This window comes from Lacrimispora brassicae (genome assembly GCF_054772055.1).
Genome location: NZ_BRYH01000002.1, coordinates 66,745 through 87,911 on the forward strand (window position 1 = coordinate 66,745; position 21,167 = coordinate 87,911).

Consider the following 21,167-nt stretch of genomic DNA (forward strand, 5'->3'; position numbering starts at 1 on the left):
AGATCCCCATGTCTCTGACACATTTAGATCAATTGGAAGCTGAGGCGATCTATATTTTTCGTGAGGTAGCCGCCGAGTGCGAACGTCCGGTGATGCTATACTCCATCGGAAAGGATTCGTCGGTAATGCTTCATCTGGCCCTGAAAGCTTTTTACCCGGAAAAACCGCCCTTCCCATTTCTGCATATCGACACTAGCTGGAAATTTCGTGAAATGATCACATTTCGTGACCGGCGCGCAAAGGAACTGGGCATCAGCATGCTGGTCTACCGAAACGAAGAGGCGATCTCGCAAGGAATTAATCCCTTTGACCACGGCGCCGCATACACCGATATTATGAAGACGCAAGCGCTTAAAGACGCGCTTACCAAATATCAGTTCACGGCTGCCTTTGGCGGCGGGCGGCGGGACGAGGAAAAATCCCGGGCAAAGGAGCGGATCTTCTCTTTCCGGAACGAATACCACGCTTGGGATCCCAAAAATCAGCGCCCGGAAATGTGGAAATTATACAATACGCAGATTGGCAAAGGTGAAAGCATGCGCGTCTTCCCTATTTCCAATTGGACAGAAAAAGATATCTGGCAATATATCCGGCGGGAAAATATTGACATTGTGCCCTTGTATTTTGCAAAGGAACGTCCTGTGGTTTATCGGGATGGAAACATTATCATGGTTGACGATGACCGGATGCGTTTAAGTCCCGGAGAAGTTTTGCAGCTCAAAAAAGTCCGATTTCGCACACTGGGCTGCTATCCGCTCACCGGCGGAGTGGAATCCGAAGCAGATACACTGGATGCAGTAATCAAGGAAACGCTGGCCTCGGTCACAAGTGAACGCACCAGCCGGGTCATTGATAAGGAGGCGGCCGGCAGCATGGAGCGCCGGAAACGGGAGGGATATTTTTAATGGGCAGTACAGAAAACGGGCTTTTGAAATTTATTACCTGCGGCAGTGTGGACGACGGTAAATCCACCTTGATCGGGCATATTCTATACGACTCAAAGCTGCTCTATGCAGATCAGGAACAGGCACTGATTCTGGATAGCCAGGTGGGAAGCAGGGGAGGCGCAATCGACTATTCTCTCCTGTTAGATGGTCTGATGGCTGAACGTGAGCAGGGAATCACCATTGATGTTGCTTACCGTTACTTTACAACCAATGCCCGCAGCTTTATCGTAGCCGACACACCGGGCCACGAAGAGTATACCCGGAATATGGCGGTGGGCGCCTCTTTTGCGGAACTTTCGGTCATTCTGGTAGACGCATCCCAGGGCGTGCTGGCGCAAACCCGCCGGCATACCAGAATCTGTTCTTTGATGGGGATACGCTTTTTCGTTTTTGCCGTCAACAAAATGGATTTAATTTCCTATAGCAGGGAAAAATTCAACGAGATATCGGAAGATATCGTGACTCTGTGCGAGGACTTGTCACTGGAACATGTGGTCATCATCCCGGTTTCAGCAACAGAAGGAGACAATGTTACCAGACATTCGGAAAACATGCCCTGGTATCAAGGCAAAACACTGCTCTCCCATCTGGAAACAGTGGATATTTCCCATGAACAGCCGGAAGCAGGCTTTTATATGCCAGTGCAGCGGGTTTGCCGACCCGACCATAGCTTTCGAGGGTTTCAGGGGCAGGTGGAGGCAGGCCGGGTATCAGTCGGCGATCAGTTGACCGCCTTGCCCAGCGGAGAACATGCTCTTGTAAAATCCATTTCCATTGCCGGAAAAAATACGGCCGAATCGTCTGTGGGACAGCCGGTCACCATACAGCTTGACCGGGAAGTGGATGTCTCCCGGGGCTGTGTGCTGGTGAAAGACGCCGGTCTCAAGCTGGAAAGGACCTTTGTTGCCACGCTTCTATGGATGGATGAAGAAAATCTGATTCCTGGGAAGGAATATTTACTCAAACTGGGTACAAAGCTAAGCCCAGCCGTTGTGACCGGTATCCAGCATAAAGTGGATATAAACAGCGGTGCACTGCTGCCCGCCGAATCAGTGGGCAAGAACGAAATACTGCGCTGTGAAATCTCATTGTCCGAGCCTATTGTATTGGATCAATTCAAACGGCATAAAAGCCTGGGCGAGTTGATATTAATCGATAGAGTGAGGCACGCTACGACCGCCTGCGGGGTCATTGAAGAGACAGACGAACAAAAGCAAGAGGATGTCCTCCTGCAGGATGGAGAGAAAACGCTGTCCATTCGGCTGTTTGATAACTTTTATTACCATCCGGGCATTCATGCTGTGCTGCGTCATAGCCCTGATCCGGCGGTCTATAAAGTGGGAGATGCCCTTCCTTTAAAAACCGATCTGTTTGATTATCCTCTTGATTTTGACCTGCCCTATGATCAGGAGTTCGCCCGCATTCGTCAGGGAGTTTTTGTGGGATTCGGCAGCCATGATGAAAAAACGCCGCTGATTGATACCAACGGCATTCCGACAGAAGGAGAACTGCCCCGGAATTTTGGGAAATACCGCCGTGTGCTGATTTGGGAGGATTCTTATGAAATTTAACACCAGGCTTTTACACGGAGCATTTCCTCCTGATTTCCAGGGCGCAACACTTCCTCCTGTGTATCAGGTGTCGGCCTTTGCCCAGGAATCGGCCGAAAAACTGGAAAAGGTTTTTGCAAATACGGCCTCTGGGTTTGCCTATACGCGTATATCCAACCCCACAATTTCGGCTTTTGAAAAGAGAATTGCGGTTCTGGAAGGCGGCCTGGATGCGGTCTCCTGTTCCTCCGGTATGGCGGCAGTCAGCATGGCGCTTTTAAATATTCTAAAAGCGGGAGATGAAATTATAGCCGGAAGCGGCCTGTTTGGCGGAACGCTGGAACTTCTCCATGATTTGGAGGCATTCGGAATCACCACACGTTTTGTTGAGAATGTGACGGCAGAGGAAATTGAACGTGCCATTACCCCACACACCCGCGCAGTCTTTGCCGAACTGATCGGAAATCCAAAACTGGATGTGGTAGATATCCGGGCAGTTGCCGATGTTACGGAAAGCCATGGAATACCGCTGATCATCGACAGCACTACCGCCAGCCCGGCGCTGATCCGGCCCCTTGATTACGGTGCACAGGTTGTGGTGCACTCCTCTTCCAAATACATCAACGGCAGCGGTGACGCCATTTCCGGCGTTATCGTAGACGGCGGCAGATTCACCTGGGATTTTGATAAATTCCCCATGCTTGCAAAATACAAAAAGTTTGCCAGGTTTGCATATACAGCCCGGCTGAGGCAGGATATCTGGCGTAACTTCGGCTCCTGTCTGGCTCCGCAAAACGCATATTTGAACTGTATTGGGCTGGAAACACTGGGACTGCGTATGGAGCGGCTTTGCCAAAACGCGCAGGAACTTGCTGAATTTCTGGAAAACTCACCTGGCGTGCATGTTAATTATCCCGGCTTAAAGAGCAGCAATTATAAGCCGCTCATCGACAGCCAGATGGAAGGCGGCGCAGGTGGGGCGATTCTGACGCTCCGCACAGGGTCAAAAGAAAACGCGTTTCTCATGATTAATGGGCTGAAATACGTTCGCATCGCAACCAACATCGGGGATGTACGCACACTGGTGATTCATCCCGCCTCCACCATTTACAATCATGCAAGCAAAGAGACAAAACAAAACGCGGGCGTATATGACGACCTGATCCGTGTCAGCGTTGGGCTGGAAGATATTGAAGATTTAAAAGAAGATTTTGCACAGGCAATTTCAAAAATATATGAAAGCGGGGATCCTTATGGCAGTTAACTATAAAGAATTGAAAAACGGCGGATTTATGCGGCAAGTGCAGAAAAACCATTTCTCCTTGCGGCTGAAGGTAGTGGGCGGCAATCTGACAGCTTCACAGCTAGCCGCGATTGCCGAAATCAGCCAGAAATACGGCGACGGCCATGTACATCTTACTTCCCGTCAGAGCATAGAGATTCCTTTTATTAAGCTGGATGATGTGGATACAGTCAAAGCGGAACTGGACGATGGCGGTGTGAACACCGGCGTCTGCGGCCCCCGGGTTCGAACCGTTACGGCCTGCCAAGGCAACGCCATTTGCCCATCCGGCTGCATTGATACTTATCCCCTTGCGGTAGAGATTTCCGACCGCTATTTTGGACGGGAACTGCCTCATAAATTCAAGTTTGGAGTGACCGGCTGCATGAACAACTGCCTTAAGGCGGAGGAAAATGATCTGGGCGTAAAGGGCGGCTATACAGTGGAATGGATTCAAGAGGCCTGCACCCTGTGCGGTGTATGCACCAAAGTCTGCCGGGAAGGTGCTCTCACCCAAACAGACGGCAAAATCCTCCTGGACCGTGATAAATGCAGCAACTGCGGCCGCTGCGTCAAATCCTGCCCCTTTGACGCCTGGAAAGGCGAGCCGGGATATCTGGTTTCCTTCGGGGGAACCTTCGGCAACTTAATTGCCAGGGGACAACAATTTTTGCCCATCATCCGCGACAAGGAAACCTTATTCCGTGTGACCGATGCGGCACTTGATTTCTTCAACAGGAATGCAAAACCCAGCGAGCGATTCCGGGTCGCCATTGAACGCACCGGCTGGGACGAATTTAAACGTGAAATGGAGGCTGCTTACAATGGTTGATTTTAATATAAATGAGGCGCTGGACATCACAGACGTGGTCTGTCCGGTCACCTTTGTCAAAGTGAAAGTGGCACTTGAGGAGTTAGACGAAGGGCAAATCCTGTCCATTCGTTTAAACGACGGCGAACCGGTACAAAATGTTCCCCGCAGTGTAAAGGAAGAGGGACATCAAATTCTGCGCCTGACAGATAATAAAGACGGAACCTATAACCTGATCGTGCGAAAGTCCGGAGAATAGCTGATTTAACCTCCCTTAGCACATCGATTAAATTTTGGAGGAATTGAAATGATACTAACTGTAGCAGGAAATAAAAAAGAATACGCTGACGGCCTGACCGTAGCGGAGCTGATTGAAATAGAGCAGATAGAAACACCCCAATATGCCACGGTATCTGTTGACGATGAGTTTATTTCCGGAGATGCTTTCAGCGAAACACAGTTGCACGACGGTGCCAGTGTGGAGTTTTTATACTTTATGGGCGGAGGGCAGAGATATGGCATTTACCAATGAGCAGTTGGAACGGTATTCCCGGCACATCCTACTCTCCGAGGTAGGTGTAAAGGGACAGAAAATGCTTCTGGATGCCAAGGTACTGATCATCGGAGCCGGCGGGCTGGGCGCTCCCTGTGCGCTGTACTTAGCCGCTGCGGGTGTAGGAACCATCGGGGTAGCCGATGCTGACCAGGTAGATCTTTCCAACCTTCAGCGGCAGGTCATTCACAGCACGCCCGACGTGGGCAAAGCCAAGGTGGAATCAGCCAAAGAAAGCATCAAGGCCATCAACCATGACGTGACTGTCAAAACCTACCGTACTTTTGTGACGGCAGACAATGTTATGGATCTGATTGCCGATTATGATTTTATCATTGATGGTACGGATAATTTCCCCGCTAAGTTCCTGATTAATGATGCCTGTGTACTGGCGAAGAAGCCTTTTTCTCATGCCGGCATTATCCGGTTCAAAGGACAACTGATGACCTATGTACCGGGGCAGGGCCCCTGCTATCGCTGCGTTTTTAAGAATCCGCCTCCACCGGATGCAGTTCCCACCTGCAGACAGGCCGGTGTGATTGGTGCCATGGGTGGAGTCATCGGTTCTCTTCAGGCAATGGAGGCGATCAAATATATGATTGGTAAGGGTGAACTCCTGACCGGCTCACTCCTGACCTATGACGCATTATCCATGACATTTCGTAAAATCAAACTTCCAAAGTGCCCGGGCTGCCAGGTATGCGGAGAATCCCCCTCTATTTTGGCTCCCTTTGATTATGAACAGGCGGTGTGTGATTTAAAATGAAGCTTACAATAAAAGAAACTTACATGAAATTAATTGTGGAACACGCCAGGGGAGGCCTTCCCAACGAGGTCTGTGGATTGATTGCAGGTACTGTGGATGGCGACAGTAAGACGGTTCAAAAGGTCTATCTGCTTTCCAATCCCGACCAAAGTCCGGAGCATTTCTCCATTGACCCCAAAGAGCATCTCTTTGCGATCAAGGATATGCGCGGGAACGGCTGGTCACCCCTTGGGAATTTCCATTCTCACCCATCTACTCCTGCCAGACCCTCACAAGAGGATATCCGGCTGGCCTATGATCCTTTTGCAAGCTATTTGGTCCTCTCCCTGGCAGAAGATATACCTGTATTGAAAGCCTTTGGCATTACCGGAGATGTGGTGGAACAACAAGAAATAGTGGTCATATCTTAATAAAGAGCGTGCTGTCGGGCAGACAGCACGCTCCTTCTATACTTTTACGCTTCTCCGAATACAGTCTTATAATCCGCCTGGAGCTTGGCGATCCGCGCTTCATCCAGTTCTAAAATATCACTGTTATCCATAGAAGTATTGGAATCTTCAATTAAAATCATTTTCGTATCCTTCCGGGTAATGGTGTTATGCCACAAGGCTGCCGGAATGTTATATACCTTATGAGGTTGCATGTGAACTGCGCCAAATTCCAGGCCTTCTTCTGATTCATTGGCATAAACAAGGGTACATGCTCCCTCCACAAGCACAAAGAGCTCATCCGTTTTGTTGTGCCTCTCCAGGCAGTCAATTCCTGAGACATCATTGGCTGGTTTCCAATTTTTGATGCCAACGGTCCATTTTTCATTCTCAAATACTCTCTGCATTCCTTCGCCCGCAAACTCGTAAACGGCGATATTCATGATTTTATCCTCCCATTAACCCAGTATATTTCTGCAGGCTTCTGCCACGTGTCCGGCGGTGAGTCCATACGCTTCAAACAGTTCTTCCGGCTTTCCAGATTTACCAAACTTATCCTGTATTCCCAATGACGCAAATCTGGCGCCCCTATGCCCGGCCAGGACCTCTGCTACCGCTGACCCAAGTCCGCCGATCACAGAATGTTCCTCTATGGTCACAATGCCTTTGCAGGTTTCATTCATCTTTAAAATGATGTCTTTATCAATGGGTTTGATGGTATGCATATTCACAACCGCTGCATGAATGCCTTCCTTCTCAAGCTCTTCGGATGCCTTTAATGCCTCAGGGATCATCAGGCCGCAGGATATGATGCATACATCATTCCCTTCTCTCATCACATTGGCTTTTCCCGGTATAAACGGCGTCTCTGCGGTTGTAATATCCTTGCAGACCGGTCTTGCCACCCGAATGTATACCGGTCCGTTTATTTCAGCCGCAGCCATCACGGCTTTTTCCGTTTCCGCAGGATCACAGGGCACAAAGATTGTCATATGAGGCATTTCTCTCATAAGTGCAATATCTTCAAAAGACTGGTGGCTTCCGCCGTCTTCTCCTACGGAAAGGCCGGAATGGGAAAAACCGAACTTCACATTTGCATTGGTATAGCAGATGGAATTACGGATCTGCTCATAGGCCCGTCCTGCCCCAAATAATGCAAAAGTACTGGCAAAGGGTATGTATCCGGTATTTGCAAAACCTGCTGCAGCACACATCATATTTGCTTCTGCAATTCCCATGTTATAAAAACGCTCCGGATACTTTTCCTGAAACATACAGGTCTGGGTGGCATGTGCCAAATCTGCATCCAGCACCACTACCTTTTCATTCTCCCCACCTAATTTTACAAGAGATTCTCCATAAGCAACTCTCAGTGATTTCCCCATTACTCTACCTCCTGCTCTTTCATTGCCTGGGCAAATTCTTCTGCATTCATCGGTCTACCGTGCCAGCCAGACTGGTCTTCCATAAAGGAGACCCCTTTTCCCTTTATGGTATTACAGCAGATAAACTTCGGTTTCCCTCTTACCGGCGCCTTTAAGGCTGCTGTTATGGCAGAGATATCGTGTCCATCCACTTCAAAGCATTCAAATCCGAAGGCTTCATATTTTTTCACAATGTCTCCCAGGCTCATGACTTCTGCATTGCATCCGTCAATCTGCAGCTTGTTATAATCCAGCAGAAACGTAAGGTTATCAAGCTTATAATGAGCCGACGCCATTGCCGCCTCCCATACAAGCCCTTCCTGACACTCTCCATCCCCAAGAATTGCATATACGCGATAGGATGCGCCCCCATGTTTGGCAGCCAGAGCCAGGCCCATTGCCAAAGATGCCCCCTGGCCTAAGGAACCGGTGTTCATATCCACTCCCGGAGTCTTTGTACAATCCGGATGTCCCTGCAAGTGGCTGTCAATCTGTCTTAAGCCCGCTAAATCTTCCTTGGGAAAATATCCTAAATCCGCCAGTACCGCATACAATGCAGGGCATGCATGGCCTTTGCTCAATACCAGACGATCCCTGTCCGGTTTATCCGGATCCTTTGGATCCACATTCATCACTTCATAATAGAGTGCCATCAGCATCTCAATACAGGATAAGGATCCTCCCGGATGCCCGGACTGACAGGCAAATAACATTTTAAGAATTTCAGCCCGCAGTTCTTTTGCTTTCTTATTGTACTGCATTTGTTTTCCTCCTTATATATACTCAGCCTTTTACGGCCCCTGCTGTTAACCCTTCCACCAACCGCTTCTGTGCAAAAAAGAACATGATGCATACCGGAATAATGGTTATGATGCCTCCTGCTGTCAGCAAATCCCATTGAACCCCTAATTGTCCGATCAGACTTTTTAAGGCCACCGGAATGGTACGCGTCTCTGTATTGGTAAACATCACAGCAAATGTGTATTCATTCCATGATGTCATAAAAATATAAACCCCTGTAGCCACCAGACAAGGTCCCAGTATGGGAAGAATGATCTTCACAAAAGCAACGCCCCGGTTGCAGCCATCTACCAGGGCTGCTTCTTCCAGGGACATGGGAAGGTCATTTAAGAATCCCAACAGCAGCCATACGGAAAATGGAATGGTAAAGGTGGTATAAGATAATACAAGGGAAGCAGGTGTGAACAAAAGTCCCATCTTGCGCATAATGGAATACAGCGGAATCAGCAGCAATACCGTAGGAAACATATTGTTGCAGAGGAACGTGCACATGAGAAGCTTTCTGCCGGCAAACTGGTATCTGGAAAAGGCATAAGCCGCAAGAGTGGATGCAGTCAGGGATACAAGAGTCGTTGTTGTTGCCACCACAAAGCTGTTCTTTATAGCTGCCAGGAAATTAACCGTAGTGGTAAAAAGTTTCCTGTAGGACTCAAAGGTGATGGATTTAGGTAAGTAGGTAACTACCGTGCCGTACAGCTCATCCTGGGGTTTCAAGGATGTGGCAAGAGTCCAATAGAACGGGAACAAAATAAAGATAAGCATTGCAATCAGCGGCAGATACACACACAGAATCCGTTTGATATCAGGTTGTTTTTTCATCCTTATTCCTCCCCTTTAAAGTTCATTTTTAAGTACGGGATTGCAGCAAACAAAAGCAGTACTGCCAGTAATAACGCCATTGCAGAGGCATAACCCAGATTCAGTGCATTTCCCTTGTTGAATATATAAACGCTGAGCGTCTGGGTGGAATAGGCCGGCCCGCCTTCCGTCATGTTAAAAATTACATCCACTGAATTGGCAACCCAGATGACACGAAGCAGTGCCGTAACAAAAATCGTATTCTTAATGGATGGAATGGTTATATAAAAAAGTTTCTGCCACGCCGCTGCCCCGTCTATGCTGGAAGCTTCATATATTTCTGAGGATACGCCCTGCAGGGCTGCCAGAAGCATAAGCGCAAAAAACGGTATCCCCTGCCAGATGATGGTCACAATGACGCTGGGAAATGCGGTCGACACCTGGGACAAAAAAGGAATTTTATCCGAAATAACATGAAGCTTTAAAAGCAGATCATTCAGAACACCAAAGTTGCCGTCATAAATCCATCTCCACATCAACCCGATCAAGACTCCAGGCGTAACCCAGGGTATCATACTGACCGCTCTCACCATTCCCCTTCCGAAAAACTCCTGATTTAAGAGGAGGGCCAGAATGAATCCGAACAAAAACTGAAAACCAACTCCACATACCACCCATAAAATGGTTCGGATCAGAGCTCCCCAGAACAGCGGGTCCTTACAAGCAGAGGCATAATTGGTCAGCCCATGAAACGCAATCTCTTTCGGCCTTCGAAGATCATAGTTCTGAAAACTCATAAGAATTGCATTCATAACCGGTATAAACACCACGCACAAAATGATAATCACTGCCGGAGCCACCAGTATATACGGCCATATGGTCCGTTTTTTAACCATCGATAATTCTCCCTCCCAACCGGAAGGGGCCGCCTTTTTTTGCAGCCCCCTCACTTTTCGATTCCTTATTGATATAATCCGGCCTGCAACGTCTTCATGCACTCTTCGGCAGATATGCCGCCGGTCAGTGCCTGAGAAACGGTATTTGGCCACAGCGTGGAAATCCACTCTGTAGTTGTATCAAGAATCGGAATGATACCTGCAAACTTCTGTCCGTCAATGGAGGCTTTCATAAAGCGGTTATTCTGGAAAAAATCAGTCTCCTGGACACTTTTACTTACCGGAACATTTCCAGTTCCCTCACACCACATCTTCTGGCCTTCTCCTGCTGCCAGATAGGATACCCACTCAAAGGCTGCCTCTTTGTTTTCACAGGATTCAAATATAACCGTTTCCGTGTCTCCCATTGATGTCCACTGTCCCTTACCTGCCGGGAACGCGAATGCAGATACATCATCTCCCAGCAGCTTTTCCATATCCTTGCTGGATCCTGTATGATGAATGGTCATAGCCGTCAGCCCTGACTGGAAATTGGCAATGATCTCACTGAATCCGTCACTGGTTGCTGTGGGAGGCACATAGCCTTTCTTATAAATATCAATAAAATCCTGCATGCCCTGTACCGCCTCAGGTGTTGTTAAGTCCTCAAAAGTGCCGCCCCGTCCATATACAAAGCTGCCCCATGGCTCCTGACCGCCTTTTGCACCTCTCATGCCAAAGCCGTATACGTCAGTCTTTCCATCCCCATTGGTATCCATGGTGCACTTTTCTATGGCCTGTAAGAATTCTTCATAGGTCTTCGGTACCTCTATCCCTGCCTGTTTAAAGGTGGAGGGCCTGTAATATACATACAGAACCTGGATGTTCCATGGCATTACATAGATTCGCTCCATGTCTCCGGCCTTTTTCATAATGTCATAAATGTTATCATCAATCTCAGCTTTTTTATCCCACACATTAATCATTGGTGTTAAGTCAGCCAACAGATCGTTGTTTACAAATAATGGTGTTGAGGTGAGCTTCCATGTGGCGCAGTCAATATCTCCGCCTCCCATTTTAGCGTTAAACAGATTCTCTGAATATGCGCCCCCATCCCACGGGCTTTCTTCACCCACGACGGTAATTCCTTTGCCGTTTTCCTCATTAAACTTCTTGATAATATCCTGCATGAGCTGGGAATAATCCGTATTATCGGCCCAATAACGAAATTTTATGGTACATGGTTTTATATCCCCGGAAGGAGCCTGTCCTTCCTTTTCCGATGTGGTCTGTGTACCTGCTGCTGTGGTTTGTGCACCTGCTGCTGTCTCTGTACCTGCCGATGTGGCCTCTTTGCTGCCTGAAGAACAGCCTGCCATCGCTCCCCCGGCCATAAGAACCGCCAGGACCATTGCCATTGTTTTCTTTCCAATCAATCCTTTTTTCATTTTTTCCCTTCCCTTTCCCTGACATCATTTAGTGTTTCCCATACATGCCGTTCGGCAAGAAATTTGGCTTCCATATAATTACCGTCGGCAATTGCTTGATAAATACCTTTATGGCTTCGTTTTGCCCGTTTGAAGCTCTCCAGGTCATTATGGGTTTCTACGTGGCTCCGCCGGATGGATTCATTGATTATGGGGACCACCCGAATGAGTACTTCATTATGGGTGCATTCTGCTACAGCCGTATGGAACTGAACATCCATCTCTGCCGTAGCGGTGCTGTTGATCTGAATCTGGTCCATCTCCGCTACCAGTCTCTCAAGATTCTTAATATCCTGAGGTGTGGCCCTTTGTACCGCCAGTCCCGCAATCTGAGGTTCAATTAACATCCGGGTTTCAAACAGATTCTGAATAAGATACTTCTGATCCGTAAAATGCAGCCCAAGGGGATCCTCCCCGATCCCTGTTCCGGCACTGACAAAGGTTCCGCTCCCCTGGCGGATGACAACTACATTTTCAGCCCTTAAATACTTCATGGCTTCTCTCAAGGTAGAACGGCTGACTCCAAAAACCTCCGACAGTTCCTTCTCCGTAGGCAGCCGGTCTCCCGGCTTCATCTCCCTTTGGATAATCATGGTTTTTACCTTTTGAGCCGTAGCCATGGGGAGAACATCCACATTCTGCATCTTATCCATATTCCTTCTCATACCTCCTCCTCTCCGCAAATCAATTTGTATAAATTGTATACAAATAAAGTGTTTTACTGTTTTCATTTGGTTGTTTTTGTTTTCATCTGTCCTAATGCTAGCATAACATATGATGTATGTAAATAGATATTTTATGTTTATTTGAATTATTATTATAAAATAACAATTTATCCCTAATTATTTTGTGCATATATCACAAATATGAATAATAATTCATCATACCTTTCATATGTTTACCATACCAATTGGTATGTTGTTTTTGATTTCGTATTAAAATAATATAAAGAAGAGCTGCCATAAATCTTAAAACTCAGACGTCTGTTTACAATATAATTCTGTCATGATAAAATGTAATCAACGATATTCCTGCTCTTAACTCAAGATATGATGGGGGGATTAAATGACCGAAGAAAGCAAGGAGCCAAAACCACGGCGTATACAAAAAACAGATTTAAAAACACAGATAGAAACAGAGCTGCTGCATTTTATCAAGCAGATGGATCTATCGGTGAATAACAAGCTGCCACGGGAAGAAGAACTGTCCAGAATGCTGGGGGTCAGCCGCATCACACTGCGAAGCGTCCTGGACGACTTATCAGCCAAGGGAATGATTTTCCGCAGGCATGGAAAAGGTACCTTCATCAATAACAGCTTTTTTGAAATGAAAGCCAGCTTTAACCCTGTCATGCATTTTGTGGACATGATAACCAGCAGCGGCTATAAGCCCAGAGTGGAAATGATCCACCATGATATCATTAAGGCGGACAGGGATGTTGCCGATCATCTTGAGATGGCGGAAGGCGGCCTGGTTCTTATTTGTGATAAGATATTTTATGCCGATAAACAGATATGCGCCGTTACAAGGGATTACATCCCCTTCTCTTATCTTAACGGAGTGGATATGGCGGAGTTGGACAACTTTGTTAATTCCGTGTTTTACTTCATGTACAAGGCCACAGGGAAAAAACTGGAATGGGATAAGGTGGAGCTGAATGCAGTATACAGCAAGGATGTAGAACTGTTAAACGAATTGCTGGAGCGCTTTCACATTCCCCCAAAGGCATTTCTCCTTCTGAAAGCCATGAACTATGACGAGGATGGCACTGCTGCCGTATACACCTGGGAGTATGTGGATACCACCATATTAAAATATAGCCAGATTCGCAAAAGGCTGCTGCACTATGAGAATATTTAAAATTTGCGGCACATCCAAAACGTCCCGGAATGAAGGCTCTTTAAAAAAGCTTTCATTCCGGGACGCTTTGTTTTTCTTTCTATGAAGAGCTGCCATATCCGCAAGCCCTTTTGTTAACACTTACCTATGGCTGCCATTTGGCGTAGCCATAGATCATGATGAAAATGCTCACCACAAGCAGCACATTTCCAGTGATGATATATGGCCCTTTTTCGGCCAGACAAGCCATGAATGATCCTATGCCCATAATGACCGTTCCCATCAGGGCGCTTAATTTATATCTGTCCATATAACTCCCTCCTTTTACGCTTCTTCGGCCAGTTTGCCAGCCATCTGCCTGTTGGTCACAGCCATCAATACCGTGTAAATAATGGCTCCAAGTATGATCCCGTTCAGTGACGGAAGTCCGAAGGGAATTATGTATACCGCTACGATACAGGCGCCCCAGGTGATCCAGGGAACCGGATTCCATTTCCGGAAGGAAGCCTTGTCATATTCTTCATACCTGCCCTTGTGAACCAGGAAATAGTCGGAAAGTATGATGCCAGACAATGGGGGAACCACTGTTCCCAGTATATTTAAGAAGCTGAACAAAAAGCCGATATCATATGGCTTTGTAAGGGTCGCAACAGCGGACAGAGCCAAAAGGATGCCCAGCATTTTCTTTCTCTCCATTTTAAATGCATTGGACAGGTTTAAGGAGGTGGAATAAAGGTTTGCCGCATTGGTTGTAAAAATGTTGGTAGTCATAAGGATCAGACTGGGGATGACCAGGCCAAAGCTTAAGAGGATGACGGTTAAGTCACTGTTTTGCATGGCAATGGCTGCAATAGCTCCGCAGACGATCATGAGGATGTTGCCCCCCAGAAGGCCTGTAAGAGTGGCGGATACGGCTGTTTTCGTATCCTTTGCATACCGCATAATATCTGCAATACAGGTGGCAGTGGAAAGCACCCATGTACCGATTACGGCCGTAATTCCTGAATACAGGGATATGTTCCCACTTGGAACGTAGGAAAACAGAGCCTCAGCACCGCCAATAACCCCCAGAGAGCGGATGGCAGTGGCAATGGATAAGAATACGATTGCCGGGATAGCGATATATCCCAGAATGGCAATTGCCTGTATGCCGAACATAGCAAAGATACCCATAACAATGGCGCTGGCCGCCATACAGATCCCTTCCCCCACCCAGCCAAAATGGAATACCTGAGCTACGAAATGTCCATAGGTGGCCGCCTGAATGGTGTACCAGCCAAAATTCACAATAGGCACGAAAATCGATGCAGCCTTGGAACCGCTGGAACCAAAACTGTAACGGGTGAGAAGAGCAAAGGTAAGCCCTGTCTTACAGGCAATGATACTGATCAGCACAGCAATGATGCTTAAGAAAATATTTCCTCCAAGGGTTGCAATGATAATACCCTTAAAATCCAGTCCGGCCGCAAGTCCCCCTCCTGCCATCATGCTGGTGATAACAAAGACAAACCCGGTCCATATAATCGTAAGGCTGAAATAGCTTTTCCGCTGGTTTAATGGCACGGCACAGCGGGAAAACTCTGTATCCGTCTGCTGACTCTGATTTTTCTGTTCCATCTCCAAATCCTCCTGATGATTAATTCAATACTTTAATGGTTCCAATACCCCTTGTGGACCTCCGCGATCTCTTCTACCAGCTCCGGAAATGGCCCTACAACCTGGATCTTTTTCTGTCCCCTTGCAAACACTTCACGGCAGGGCAGATCAAAGGTAGGATTCTGAGGATCTGCCCCTGTATGGGCCAGGAGATCTTTTTCAGACATGCCGTACACCACCCGTCCGATGCCTGCCCAGTAAATTGCTCCCGCGCACATGGCACATGGCTCTGCGGTGGTATAAAGTGTACACTCCTCCAGAAAATCCTTGGAATACAATTGGGAGGCTCTCTCAGCTACCTGTGTCTCAGCATGACCTGTACATTTCCCTTCGGTGATCTCAATGTTAGGCTGCTCCAGGAGAATGGTTCCATCCTTTCCTGCAAGAAGCGCTCCAAAAGGGGTGTTGCCTGCTTCCCTTGACTGGCGGGATATTTCCTTACACCGCTTCAGGTTTTTAATATCAATTTCATAGTCCATATTAGACCTCCTATCGTATAAGGTATTACCTCATATCTTTATTACAATAATAATTTAACATATCTTAGAAGTGTTGTAAATAACTAATATGCTTAATAAAGGCGAAAAATATTGTGCATATTATCTAAATCACAACGGTCCTGATGCTGTTTTTTCCAACATAAAAATAAATCCCCCACTTGGAAAAGTAAGGGATTTATCATAAAACAGCCTTATGGAGAGAGCCTAACGGTCCATCAGCTTACAGGCCGCCACGCCCACCAGAGTTGAAATCAAAGTGGCAATAAGCGCCGGCCCTACCACAGCCATTGGATTGGGGCTTCCGTACTGGCTCCTGTAAGCAATCATATTGACAGGCAGTAACTGCAGGGAAGAAATATTAATGATGAGAAAGGTGCACATCTCATTGTTTGCTGTCCCCTCAGGAACCGGCTTAAGGGAATATTTCCCGGAGACCTCTCCCTTTCTCCGCTTTTCCTCCAGCTCCTTTAAGGCCTCCATGGCCTTAAGCCCTGCCGGAGTGGCCGCCCACCCAAGTCCCAGGATATTGGCAATGATATTGGTGGAGATATATTCAAATGAAGGATGGTCCTTTGGAATTCTGGGAAAAAGGAAACGAAGCACAGGACGCATTTTCTGTGACAGCCGTTCGATCAGCCCGGACCTGCTCCCCACCTCCATGATTCCGCTCCAAAAGGACATGATTCCCAGCATGGTGATGCACAGCGTTACAGCTTCCCTTGCAGAGTTAATGGCCCCTTCCGTTACTCCGTTTAAATTTCCGTGAAAGGCCCCCCAAAGGACTCCCACCAGCATCATAAAAGCCCATAAGTAGTTCAGCATCGGTCTTTCCTCTTCTTAACATCTTTTCATTCTTTCTTAATCCATCTTATTCCCCCTGAAATGACCTTATGTGTTTTCCTTGCTGCAAGTTCATAGTAATATAAAGAGTCCTTTGTCAAAATCACCGTCAGCCCATATTTGCAGCAAACCAAGAAAAATACCGCAAAGCAACAAAATCTCAGTTGCTTTGCGGCATCCATTTTCATAAAAGCCATATGAATTCAAGTCTTTCATTGGCATTTTCCGGTGTCAGTCACTTCCGGAACTTTCTTTTCTTCAGTTACCCATTATCCCTGTCATTTGTCAGATTCAGCTTGTCCAGCACAAAGAACATCAGACCCATGAGCATGCCGACTACACACGCAAGAACCATACCTGATAACTGAATACTTCCAAACTTTACGGCAACGCCGGAAAGGCCTGTTACAAAGATAACGGATGTCATGGCCATGTTTCTGGATCTTCCATAATCCACCCGTGCATCAACCAGAATACGAATGCCGGAAGCTCCGATCATTCCATATAATAAGAATGAAATTCCGCCGATTACCGGCCCCGGAATTGTATTGATCAATGTTGTCATCTTTCCGATAAAAGAGCAGGCAACAGAAAGGACAGCCGCTCCCCCGATCACATAGACGCTGTATACCTTTGTCATTGCCATAACGCCGATATTCTCCCCATATGTGGTGGTAGGCACGGAACCAACAAGACCGGAAAGCGCAGTTGATATATAATCTCCCAGCAAAGATCGGTGAAGCCCGGGATCCTTTATTAAATCTCTTTCTACGATCTTACTGGTTACAATCTGATGGCCGATATGCTCCGACGTAACCACCAAAAGCACAGGAAGAATAATGACAATTGCTTCCCACTTGAACTTTGGTGCAGAAAAATTAGGCAATGACAACCATGGTGCAGCACTGATCTGAGTAAAATCTACAATGCCGCATAAAAGAGCTGCCACATACCCTGCAATAATCGCAATCAGAATCGGGATAACAGATAAGAATTTTCTGAATACAACAGAACCAATCACTGCTGTCAGCAGAGTTACCAGAAAAACAATGACATTTCTCATATCAATCATTTCATCCTTCAGACCAGCATTGGATGCCGCCGTTCCTGCCAGCTCCAGGCCGATCAGCGCCACAACCGGTCCCATAGCCGCCGGAGGAAGAACAACATCGATCCAGTCCGAACCGAACTTATAAATAATCAGTGCCAGAATGCATCCGCAAATCCCAACGGCAACAAACCCGCCCAGGGCATAATTATAGCCCCATTTGCTGATAACAATTCCTGCCGGTGCCAGGAACGCAAAACTGGAGCCAAGGTATGCCGGTGCTTTTCCCTTTGTTATGAAAATAAAAAATAATGTTCCCATACCGTTCATAAACAGTACAACTGCCGGGTTGATTCCAAATATAAAAGGAACCAGGACGGATGCTCCGAACATTGCGAACATGTGCTGGATACTTAAGGGCACCAACAGCTTAAATGGCACTTTTTCTTCCACCTGAATGATTTTCTTGCTTTCCATACAGCTCTCCATTTCTCTTATAGTCTTCTAATAATTTTTTATCTTTCCCATTATAGCATCACCTCTATGTTCGTGCAACAACTTAAAATGGGTGAATTCAATTTGTTCAGCAGCGTTTCTGCAAGAGCCCGGAAAAAGGGCCGCAGCTCCGGTTTCTTCAAACCGGCAGCCCTGCAGCCCCTTTTAGTCCGATACCAAAGTCAAGCAAGCTTGACCTTGACTTGTTGCCTTCACGAGAATCAATTCTCACCAACCAAATCTTTCATAACCTCTTCCACGGTTTCCATCCGTGTTGCCAGATACGCCTTGCTTCCGCAAAAGACAAGCCCTTCCTCGGTCCGTCCTTCTGCAGAATCCACCAAAGCCTTGGTAATGCAGTAGGGAATTGTCTCCCTGTCACATTTTTCCAAACATTGATAGCAATGCTCCAGGCGGAAAGGCACCTGTCCCACTCCCTTTAGGAAGGGATTTTTAATGGCTCTCCCAGGCATTCCCACCGGGCTCTTTGTAATAACGATATCCTCTTTTTCCGCCTGGATATAAGCCTGCTTAAACTCCTCCGGAGCGTCACACTCCAGGGTTGTTACAAAACGGGTGGCTACCTGAACTCCGTCAACACCCAGAGAAAGCTGGTGCAGCACATCCTCATGGGTATAGATGCCCCCGGCCGTCACTACCGGAATCTCCTTGTTATACTTATCCCCGTATTCCTTTACCAGCCGGATAATGCCTCTCACTTCTTCATCATAATCCGCCTGCTTATAGGTGAGGTCCACCTCCGCCGTATCCACTCCAAGGTTTGCCAGATCCTCTCTGGAAAATCCCAGGTGTCCTCCTGCCAGAGGCCCTTCCACCACTACCAGGTCAGGCGCCTGATGGTATTTACGGTCCCACATCTTACAGATGACCATGGCAGACTTTACCGTTGATACAATGGGAGCTATCTTGGTTTTTAACACGATCCCGGCTTCTTCTGCAGCCTCAGCCACATATTCCGGCAGGCTTATAGGAAGCCCGGCTCCGGATATGATTAAATCCGCTCCTGCCTTTACCGCTTTTTTTACATAACTGGCATAATTCTTTGTGGCAACCATAATGTTAAATCCTATGATGCCATCCGGTGAGATTTCTCTCGCCTTTTTCATTTCCTGTCCAATGGACCGTAAATTCGCTTCCAAAGGATTCTTCTTAAAATCAGGCTCCCGAAAGCCGATCTGGGCCGTAGAAATGATCCCAATCCCTCCGGCCTTTGCCACTGCTCCGGCTAAGGAGGAAAGGCTGATCCCAACTCCCATACCGCCCTGGATCACCGGATGCTTTGCTACCAGATCTCCTATTACCAAAGGTTTTAATGTTCCCATTACATTCTCCTAAATCTTTCATATCTTTGATCTGCAAGTTCTTCCTTTGTCATGGTAAGGTAAGAGGCAAAAAATTCTTCCATGGCTTTATCCATTTCTTCCGCAATCAGGTCAAGATTATCTGCACAGGCCGGTTCTTCCTCCTGAATCACCCGCTCTATGAGACCTAATTCCATTAAATCCCTGGCCGTGATCTTCATGACCCTGGCCGCGTCATTTGCTTTTTTACTGTCCTTATAAAGAATCGAAGCAAAGCCCTCCGGCGAGAGAATGGAGTAGATGGAATTTTCCATCATCCAGACCTCATTTCCCACTGCCATGGCAAGAGCTCCGCCGCTTCCGCCCTCTCCTATGACGATGGAAAGAACCGGAACCGTTAGATCCGCCATTTCAAATAAGTTTCTGGCTATGGCTTCCCCCTGGCCCCTTTCCTCGGCCTCAAGACCGCAGAAAGCTCCCGGCGTATCCACAAGACAGACAATGGGGCGTCCAAAGGCTTCCGCCTGTTTCATCAGGCGAAGGGCCTTCCGGTAGCCTTCCGGAGAGGGCATTCCAAAATTGCGCCTGATATTATCCTTTGTATTCTTCCCCTTTTCCTGTCCGATGACCGTAACAGGCATTCCATGGAAAGAGGCGATCCCGCCTACAATGGCTCCGTCATCCTTATAATAACGGTCCCCGGCAAACTCTATAAAATCATCAAATATAGCATGGATGTAATCCGATGCCACCGGACGGTCCGAACTTCTGGATAATAATACCGTATCCCAGGCGCTCCTTTTGTTCTTTCTCAACCGGAAGGGTTTCTTTTTTCCACCACTTGATTCCGCTTTTGTCCGGTTATCCACAAAAAGGTTCTGAACACTTGGAGTATTGTGGAGGTTCAGGATATCTGACAGGGTTTCCTTCATCTCTTCCCTGGGGACGATCTTGTCAATGAAGCCATGTTCAAGTAAAAACTCCGCCCTCTGAAACCCTTCCGGCAGCTTTTGCCCAATGGTCTGTTCGATGACCCGGGGGCCTGCAAATCCGATGAGGGCAAAGGGCTCCGCCAGAATAATGTCGCCAAGCATGGCAAAGCTGGCGGTCACTCCTCCTGTGGTAGGGTCCGTAAGAACGCTGATATAAAGCTGGCCTGCCTTATGATGGCGCTTTAAGGCCGCCGAAGTCTTTGCCATCTGCATCAGGGACACGATCCCCTCCTGCATCCTGGCACCGCCGGAACAGGCAAAAAGGATCACAGGAAGCTTCTCTTTTGTGGCCCGTTCCACGGCTCTTGCGATCTTCTCCCCCATAACATGGCCCATGCTGCTCATGATAAAACGGGCATCACAGACTCCGATCACCGCCTTCTGGCTGTTTATTTCACAGATTCCTGTGACAATGGCTTCGGAAAGCCCTGTCTTTTCCCTGGCTGCCGCCACCTTCTTATCATATCCTGGGAAATCCAGGGGATTCTTAAATTCCATCTCCTTATCCCATTCATCAAAGGTTCCCTTATCTGCGATCATTTCAATCCTCTGATGCGCATGAAGGCGGAAATACCCCTTGCATTTGGGGCAGATGAAGTGATTACTCCTCACATCCTCCGCATAAACGGGCTGGCAGCATTTATTGCATTTCTTCCACAGTCCGGCAGGAATATTGGGTTCCTCAGACTTTTCAGGAGCCTTGTATTTGCTGTCTATTAATGTATAAGTTTTCTTAAACATGCTTTTTAACAT

General features: G+C 47.4%; 23 protein-coding genes. 9 read left to right on the forward strand and 14 right to left on the reverse strand.

What is annotated here, in order from left to right:
• Window positions 1-8 precede the first annotated feature (8 nt).
• The 8 genes from cysD to ACYVD3_RS01075 are packed head-to-tail and all read left to right on the forward strand — an operon-like array spanning window position 9 to window position 6,319.
• Window positions 9-905 (forward strand): sulfate adenylyltransferase subunit CysD, encoded by an 897-nt coding sequence (gene cysD, locus ACYVD3_RS01040; protein WP_460640655.1) that lies wholly within the window; start codon window positions 9-11, stop codon window positions 903-905.
• Window positions 905-2,518 (forward strand): sulfate adenylyltransferase subunit 1, encoded by a 1,614-nt coding sequence (locus ACYVD3_RS01045; protein ID WP_460640656.1) that lies wholly within the window; start codon window positions 905-907, stop codon window positions 2,516-2,518. The genes cysD and ACYVD3_RS01045 overlap by 1 nt, the downstream gene beginning before the upstream one ends.
• Complete coding sequence (locus ACYVD3_RS01050) at window positions 2,508-3,761, forward strand: O-acetylhomoserine aminocarboxypropyltransferase/cysteine synthase family protein (RefSeq protein WP_460640657.1); 1,254 nt, start codon at window positions 2,508-2,510, stop codon at window positions 3,759-3,761. Before ACYVD3_RS01045 ends, ACYVD3_RS01050 begins: the two co-directional genes overlap by 11 nt.
• On the forward strand, window positions 3,751-4,611 hold the full coding sequence (locus ACYVD3_RS01055) for a 4Fe-4S binding protein (RefSeq protein WP_460640658.1): 861 nt from the start codon (window positions 3,751-3,753) through the stop codon (window positions 4,609-4,611). Before ACYVD3_RS01050 ends, ACYVD3_RS01055 begins: the two co-directional genes overlap by 11 nt.
• Complete coding sequence (locus ACYVD3_RS01060; protein ID WP_460640659.1) at window positions 4,604-4,849, forward strand: sulfurtransferase TusA family protein; 246 nt, start codon at window positions 4,604-4,606, stop codon at window positions 4,847-4,849. Before ACYVD3_RS01055 ends, ACYVD3_RS01060 begins: the two co-directional genes overlap by 8 nt.
• Before the next feature lie 48 nt (window positions 4,850-4,897).
• Window positions 4,898-5,122: a sulfur carrier protein ThiS gene (gene thiS, locus ACYVD3_RS01065; RefSeq protein ID WP_460640660.1), complete on the forward strand. Its 225-nt coding sequence runs from the start codon at window positions 4,898-4,900 to the stop codon at window positions 5,120-5,122.
• Entirely contained in the window at window positions 5,106-5,909 is an 804-nt protein-coding gene (locus ACYVD3_RS01070; protein WP_460640661.1) for a HesA/MoeB/ThiF family protein, read from the forward strand. Before thiS ends, ACYVD3_RS01070 begins: the two co-directional genes overlap by 17 nt.
• Window positions 5,906-6,319, forward strand: coding sequence for a M67 family metallopeptidase (locus ACYVD3_RS01075; RefSeq protein WP_460640662.1), 414 nt, complete (start codon window positions 5,906-5,908; stop codon window positions 6,317-6,319). Before ACYVD3_RS01070 ends, ACYVD3_RS01075 begins: the two co-directional genes overlap by 4 nt.
• 44 nt (window positions 6,320-6,363) lie before the next feature.
• Here ACYVD3_RS01075 and ACYVD3_RS01080 read toward each other — a convergent pair whose 3' ends face one another.
• The 7 genes from ACYVD3_RS01080 to ACYVD3_RS01110 form a co-directional block, all read right to left on the reverse strand.
• Window positions 6,364-6,780 (reverse strand): cupin domain-containing protein, encoded by a 417-nt coding sequence (locus tag ACYVD3_RS01080; RefSeq protein WP_460640663.1) that lies wholly within the window; start codon window positions 6,778-6,780, stop codon window positions 6,364-6,366.
• 15 nt (window positions 6,781-6,795) lie between these two features.
• On the reverse strand, window positions 6,796-7,722 hold the full coding sequence (locus tag ACYVD3_RS01085) for a transketolase family protein (protein ID WP_460640664.1): 927 nt from the start codon (window positions 7,720-7,722) through the stop codon (window positions 6,796-6,798).
• A complete protein-coding gene (locus ACYVD3_RS01090; protein WP_460640665.1) occupies window positions 7,722-8,522 on the reverse strand; it encodes a transketolase in 801 nt (266 codons plus the stop codon). Before ACYVD3_RS01090 ends, ACYVD3_RS01085 begins: the two co-directional genes overlap by 1 nt.
• A 22-nt stretch (window positions 8,523-8,544) precedes the next feature.
• Window positions 8,545-9,381 carry a carbohydrate ABC transporter permease gene (locus ACYVD3_RS01095; protein ID WP_460640666.1) on the reverse strand — a complete coding sequence of 279 codons (837 nt, stop codon included), beginning with the start codon at window positions 9,379-9,381 and terminating at the stop codon, window positions 8,545-8,547.
• A gap of 2 nt (window positions 9,382-9,383) precedes the next feature.
• Complete coding sequence (locus ACYVD3_RS01100; protein ID WP_460640667.1) at window positions 9,384-10,256, reverse strand: carbohydrate ABC transporter permease; 873 nt, start codon at window positions 10,254-10,256, stop codon at window positions 9,384-9,386.
• 65 nt (window positions 10,257-10,321) lie between these two features.
• Window positions 10,322-11,683: an ABC transporter substrate-binding protein gene (locus ACYVD3_RS01105; RefSeq protein ID WP_460640668.1), complete on the reverse strand. Its 1,362-nt coding sequence runs from the start codon at window positions 11,681-11,683 to the stop codon at window positions 10,322-10,324.
• On the reverse strand, window positions 11,680-12,387 hold the full coding sequence (locus tag ACYVD3_RS01110; RefSeq protein WP_460640669.1) for a FadR/GntR family transcriptional regulator: 708 nt from the start codon (window positions 12,385-12,387) through the stop codon (window positions 11,680-11,682). The genes ACYVD3_RS01105 and ACYVD3_RS01110 overlap by 4 nt, the downstream gene beginning before the upstream one ends.
• Before the next feature lie 400 nt (window positions 12,388-12,787).
• Here ACYVD3_RS01110 and ACYVD3_RS01115 point away from each other — a divergent pair, with 400 nt between their 5' ends.
• Window positions 12,788-13,582, forward strand: coding sequence for a GntR family transcriptional regulator (locus tag ACYVD3_RS01115; RefSeq protein ID WP_460640670.1), 795 nt, complete (start codon window positions 12,788-12,790; stop codon window positions 13,580-13,582).
• A gap of 124 nt (window positions 13,583-13,706) precedes the next feature.
• Here the strand turns inward: ACYVD3_RS01115 and ACYVD3_RS01120 are convergent, their stop codons facing one another.
• The 7 genes from ACYVD3_RS01120 to ACYVD3_RS01150 form a co-directional block, all read right to left on the reverse strand.
• Window positions 13,707-13,871, reverse strand: a complete 165-nt coding sequence (locus ACYVD3_RS01120; RefSeq protein ID WP_460640671.1) for a hypothetical protein — start codon at window positions 13,869-13,871, stop codon at window positions 13,707-13,709.
• A 14-nt stretch (window positions 13,872-13,885) separates the two neighbouring features.
• Window positions 13,886-15,178 carry a cytosine permease gene (locus ACYVD3_RS01125; RefSeq protein ID WP_460640672.1) on the reverse strand — a complete coding sequence of 431 codons (1,293 nt, stop codon included), beginning with the start codon at window positions 15,176-15,178 and terminating at the stop codon, window positions 13,886-13,888.
• Between the two features lie 32 nt (window positions 15,179-15,210).
• Window positions 15,211-15,696 (reverse strand): nucleoside deaminase, encoded by a 486-nt coding sequence (locus ACYVD3_RS01130; RefSeq protein WP_460640673.1) that lies wholly within the window; start codon window positions 15,694-15,696, stop codon window positions 15,211-15,213.
• 225 nt (window positions 15,697-15,921) lie between these two features.
• Window positions 15,922-16,539, reverse strand: a complete 618-nt coding sequence (locus ACYVD3_RS01135) for a nucleoside recognition domain-containing protein (RefSeq protein WP_460640674.1) — start codon at window positions 16,537-16,539, stop codon at window positions 15,922-15,924.
• Window positions 16,540-16,819: 280 nt separating this feature from the next.
• On the reverse strand, window positions 16,820-18,082 hold the full coding sequence (gene uraA / locus ACYVD3_RS01140; RefSeq protein WP_460640675.1) for a uracil permease: 1,263 nt from the start codon (window positions 18,080-18,082) through the stop codon (window positions 16,820-16,822).
• Window positions 18,083-18,321: 239 nt separating this feature from the next.
• A complete protein-coding gene (locus tag ACYVD3_RS01145) occupies window positions 18,322-19,443 on the reverse strand; it encodes an NAD(P)H-dependent flavin oxidoreductase (RefSeq protein ID WP_460640676.1) in 1,122 nt (373 codons plus the stop codon).
• Window positions 19,443-21,167: an acetyl-CoA carboxylase carboxyltransferase subunit alpha gene (locus tag ACYVD3_RS01150; protein ID WP_460640677.1), complete on the reverse strand. Its 1,725-nt coding sequence runs from the start codon at window positions 21,165-21,167 to the stop codon at window positions 19,443-19,445. Before ACYVD3_RS01150 ends, ACYVD3_RS01145 begins: the two co-directional genes overlap by 1 nt.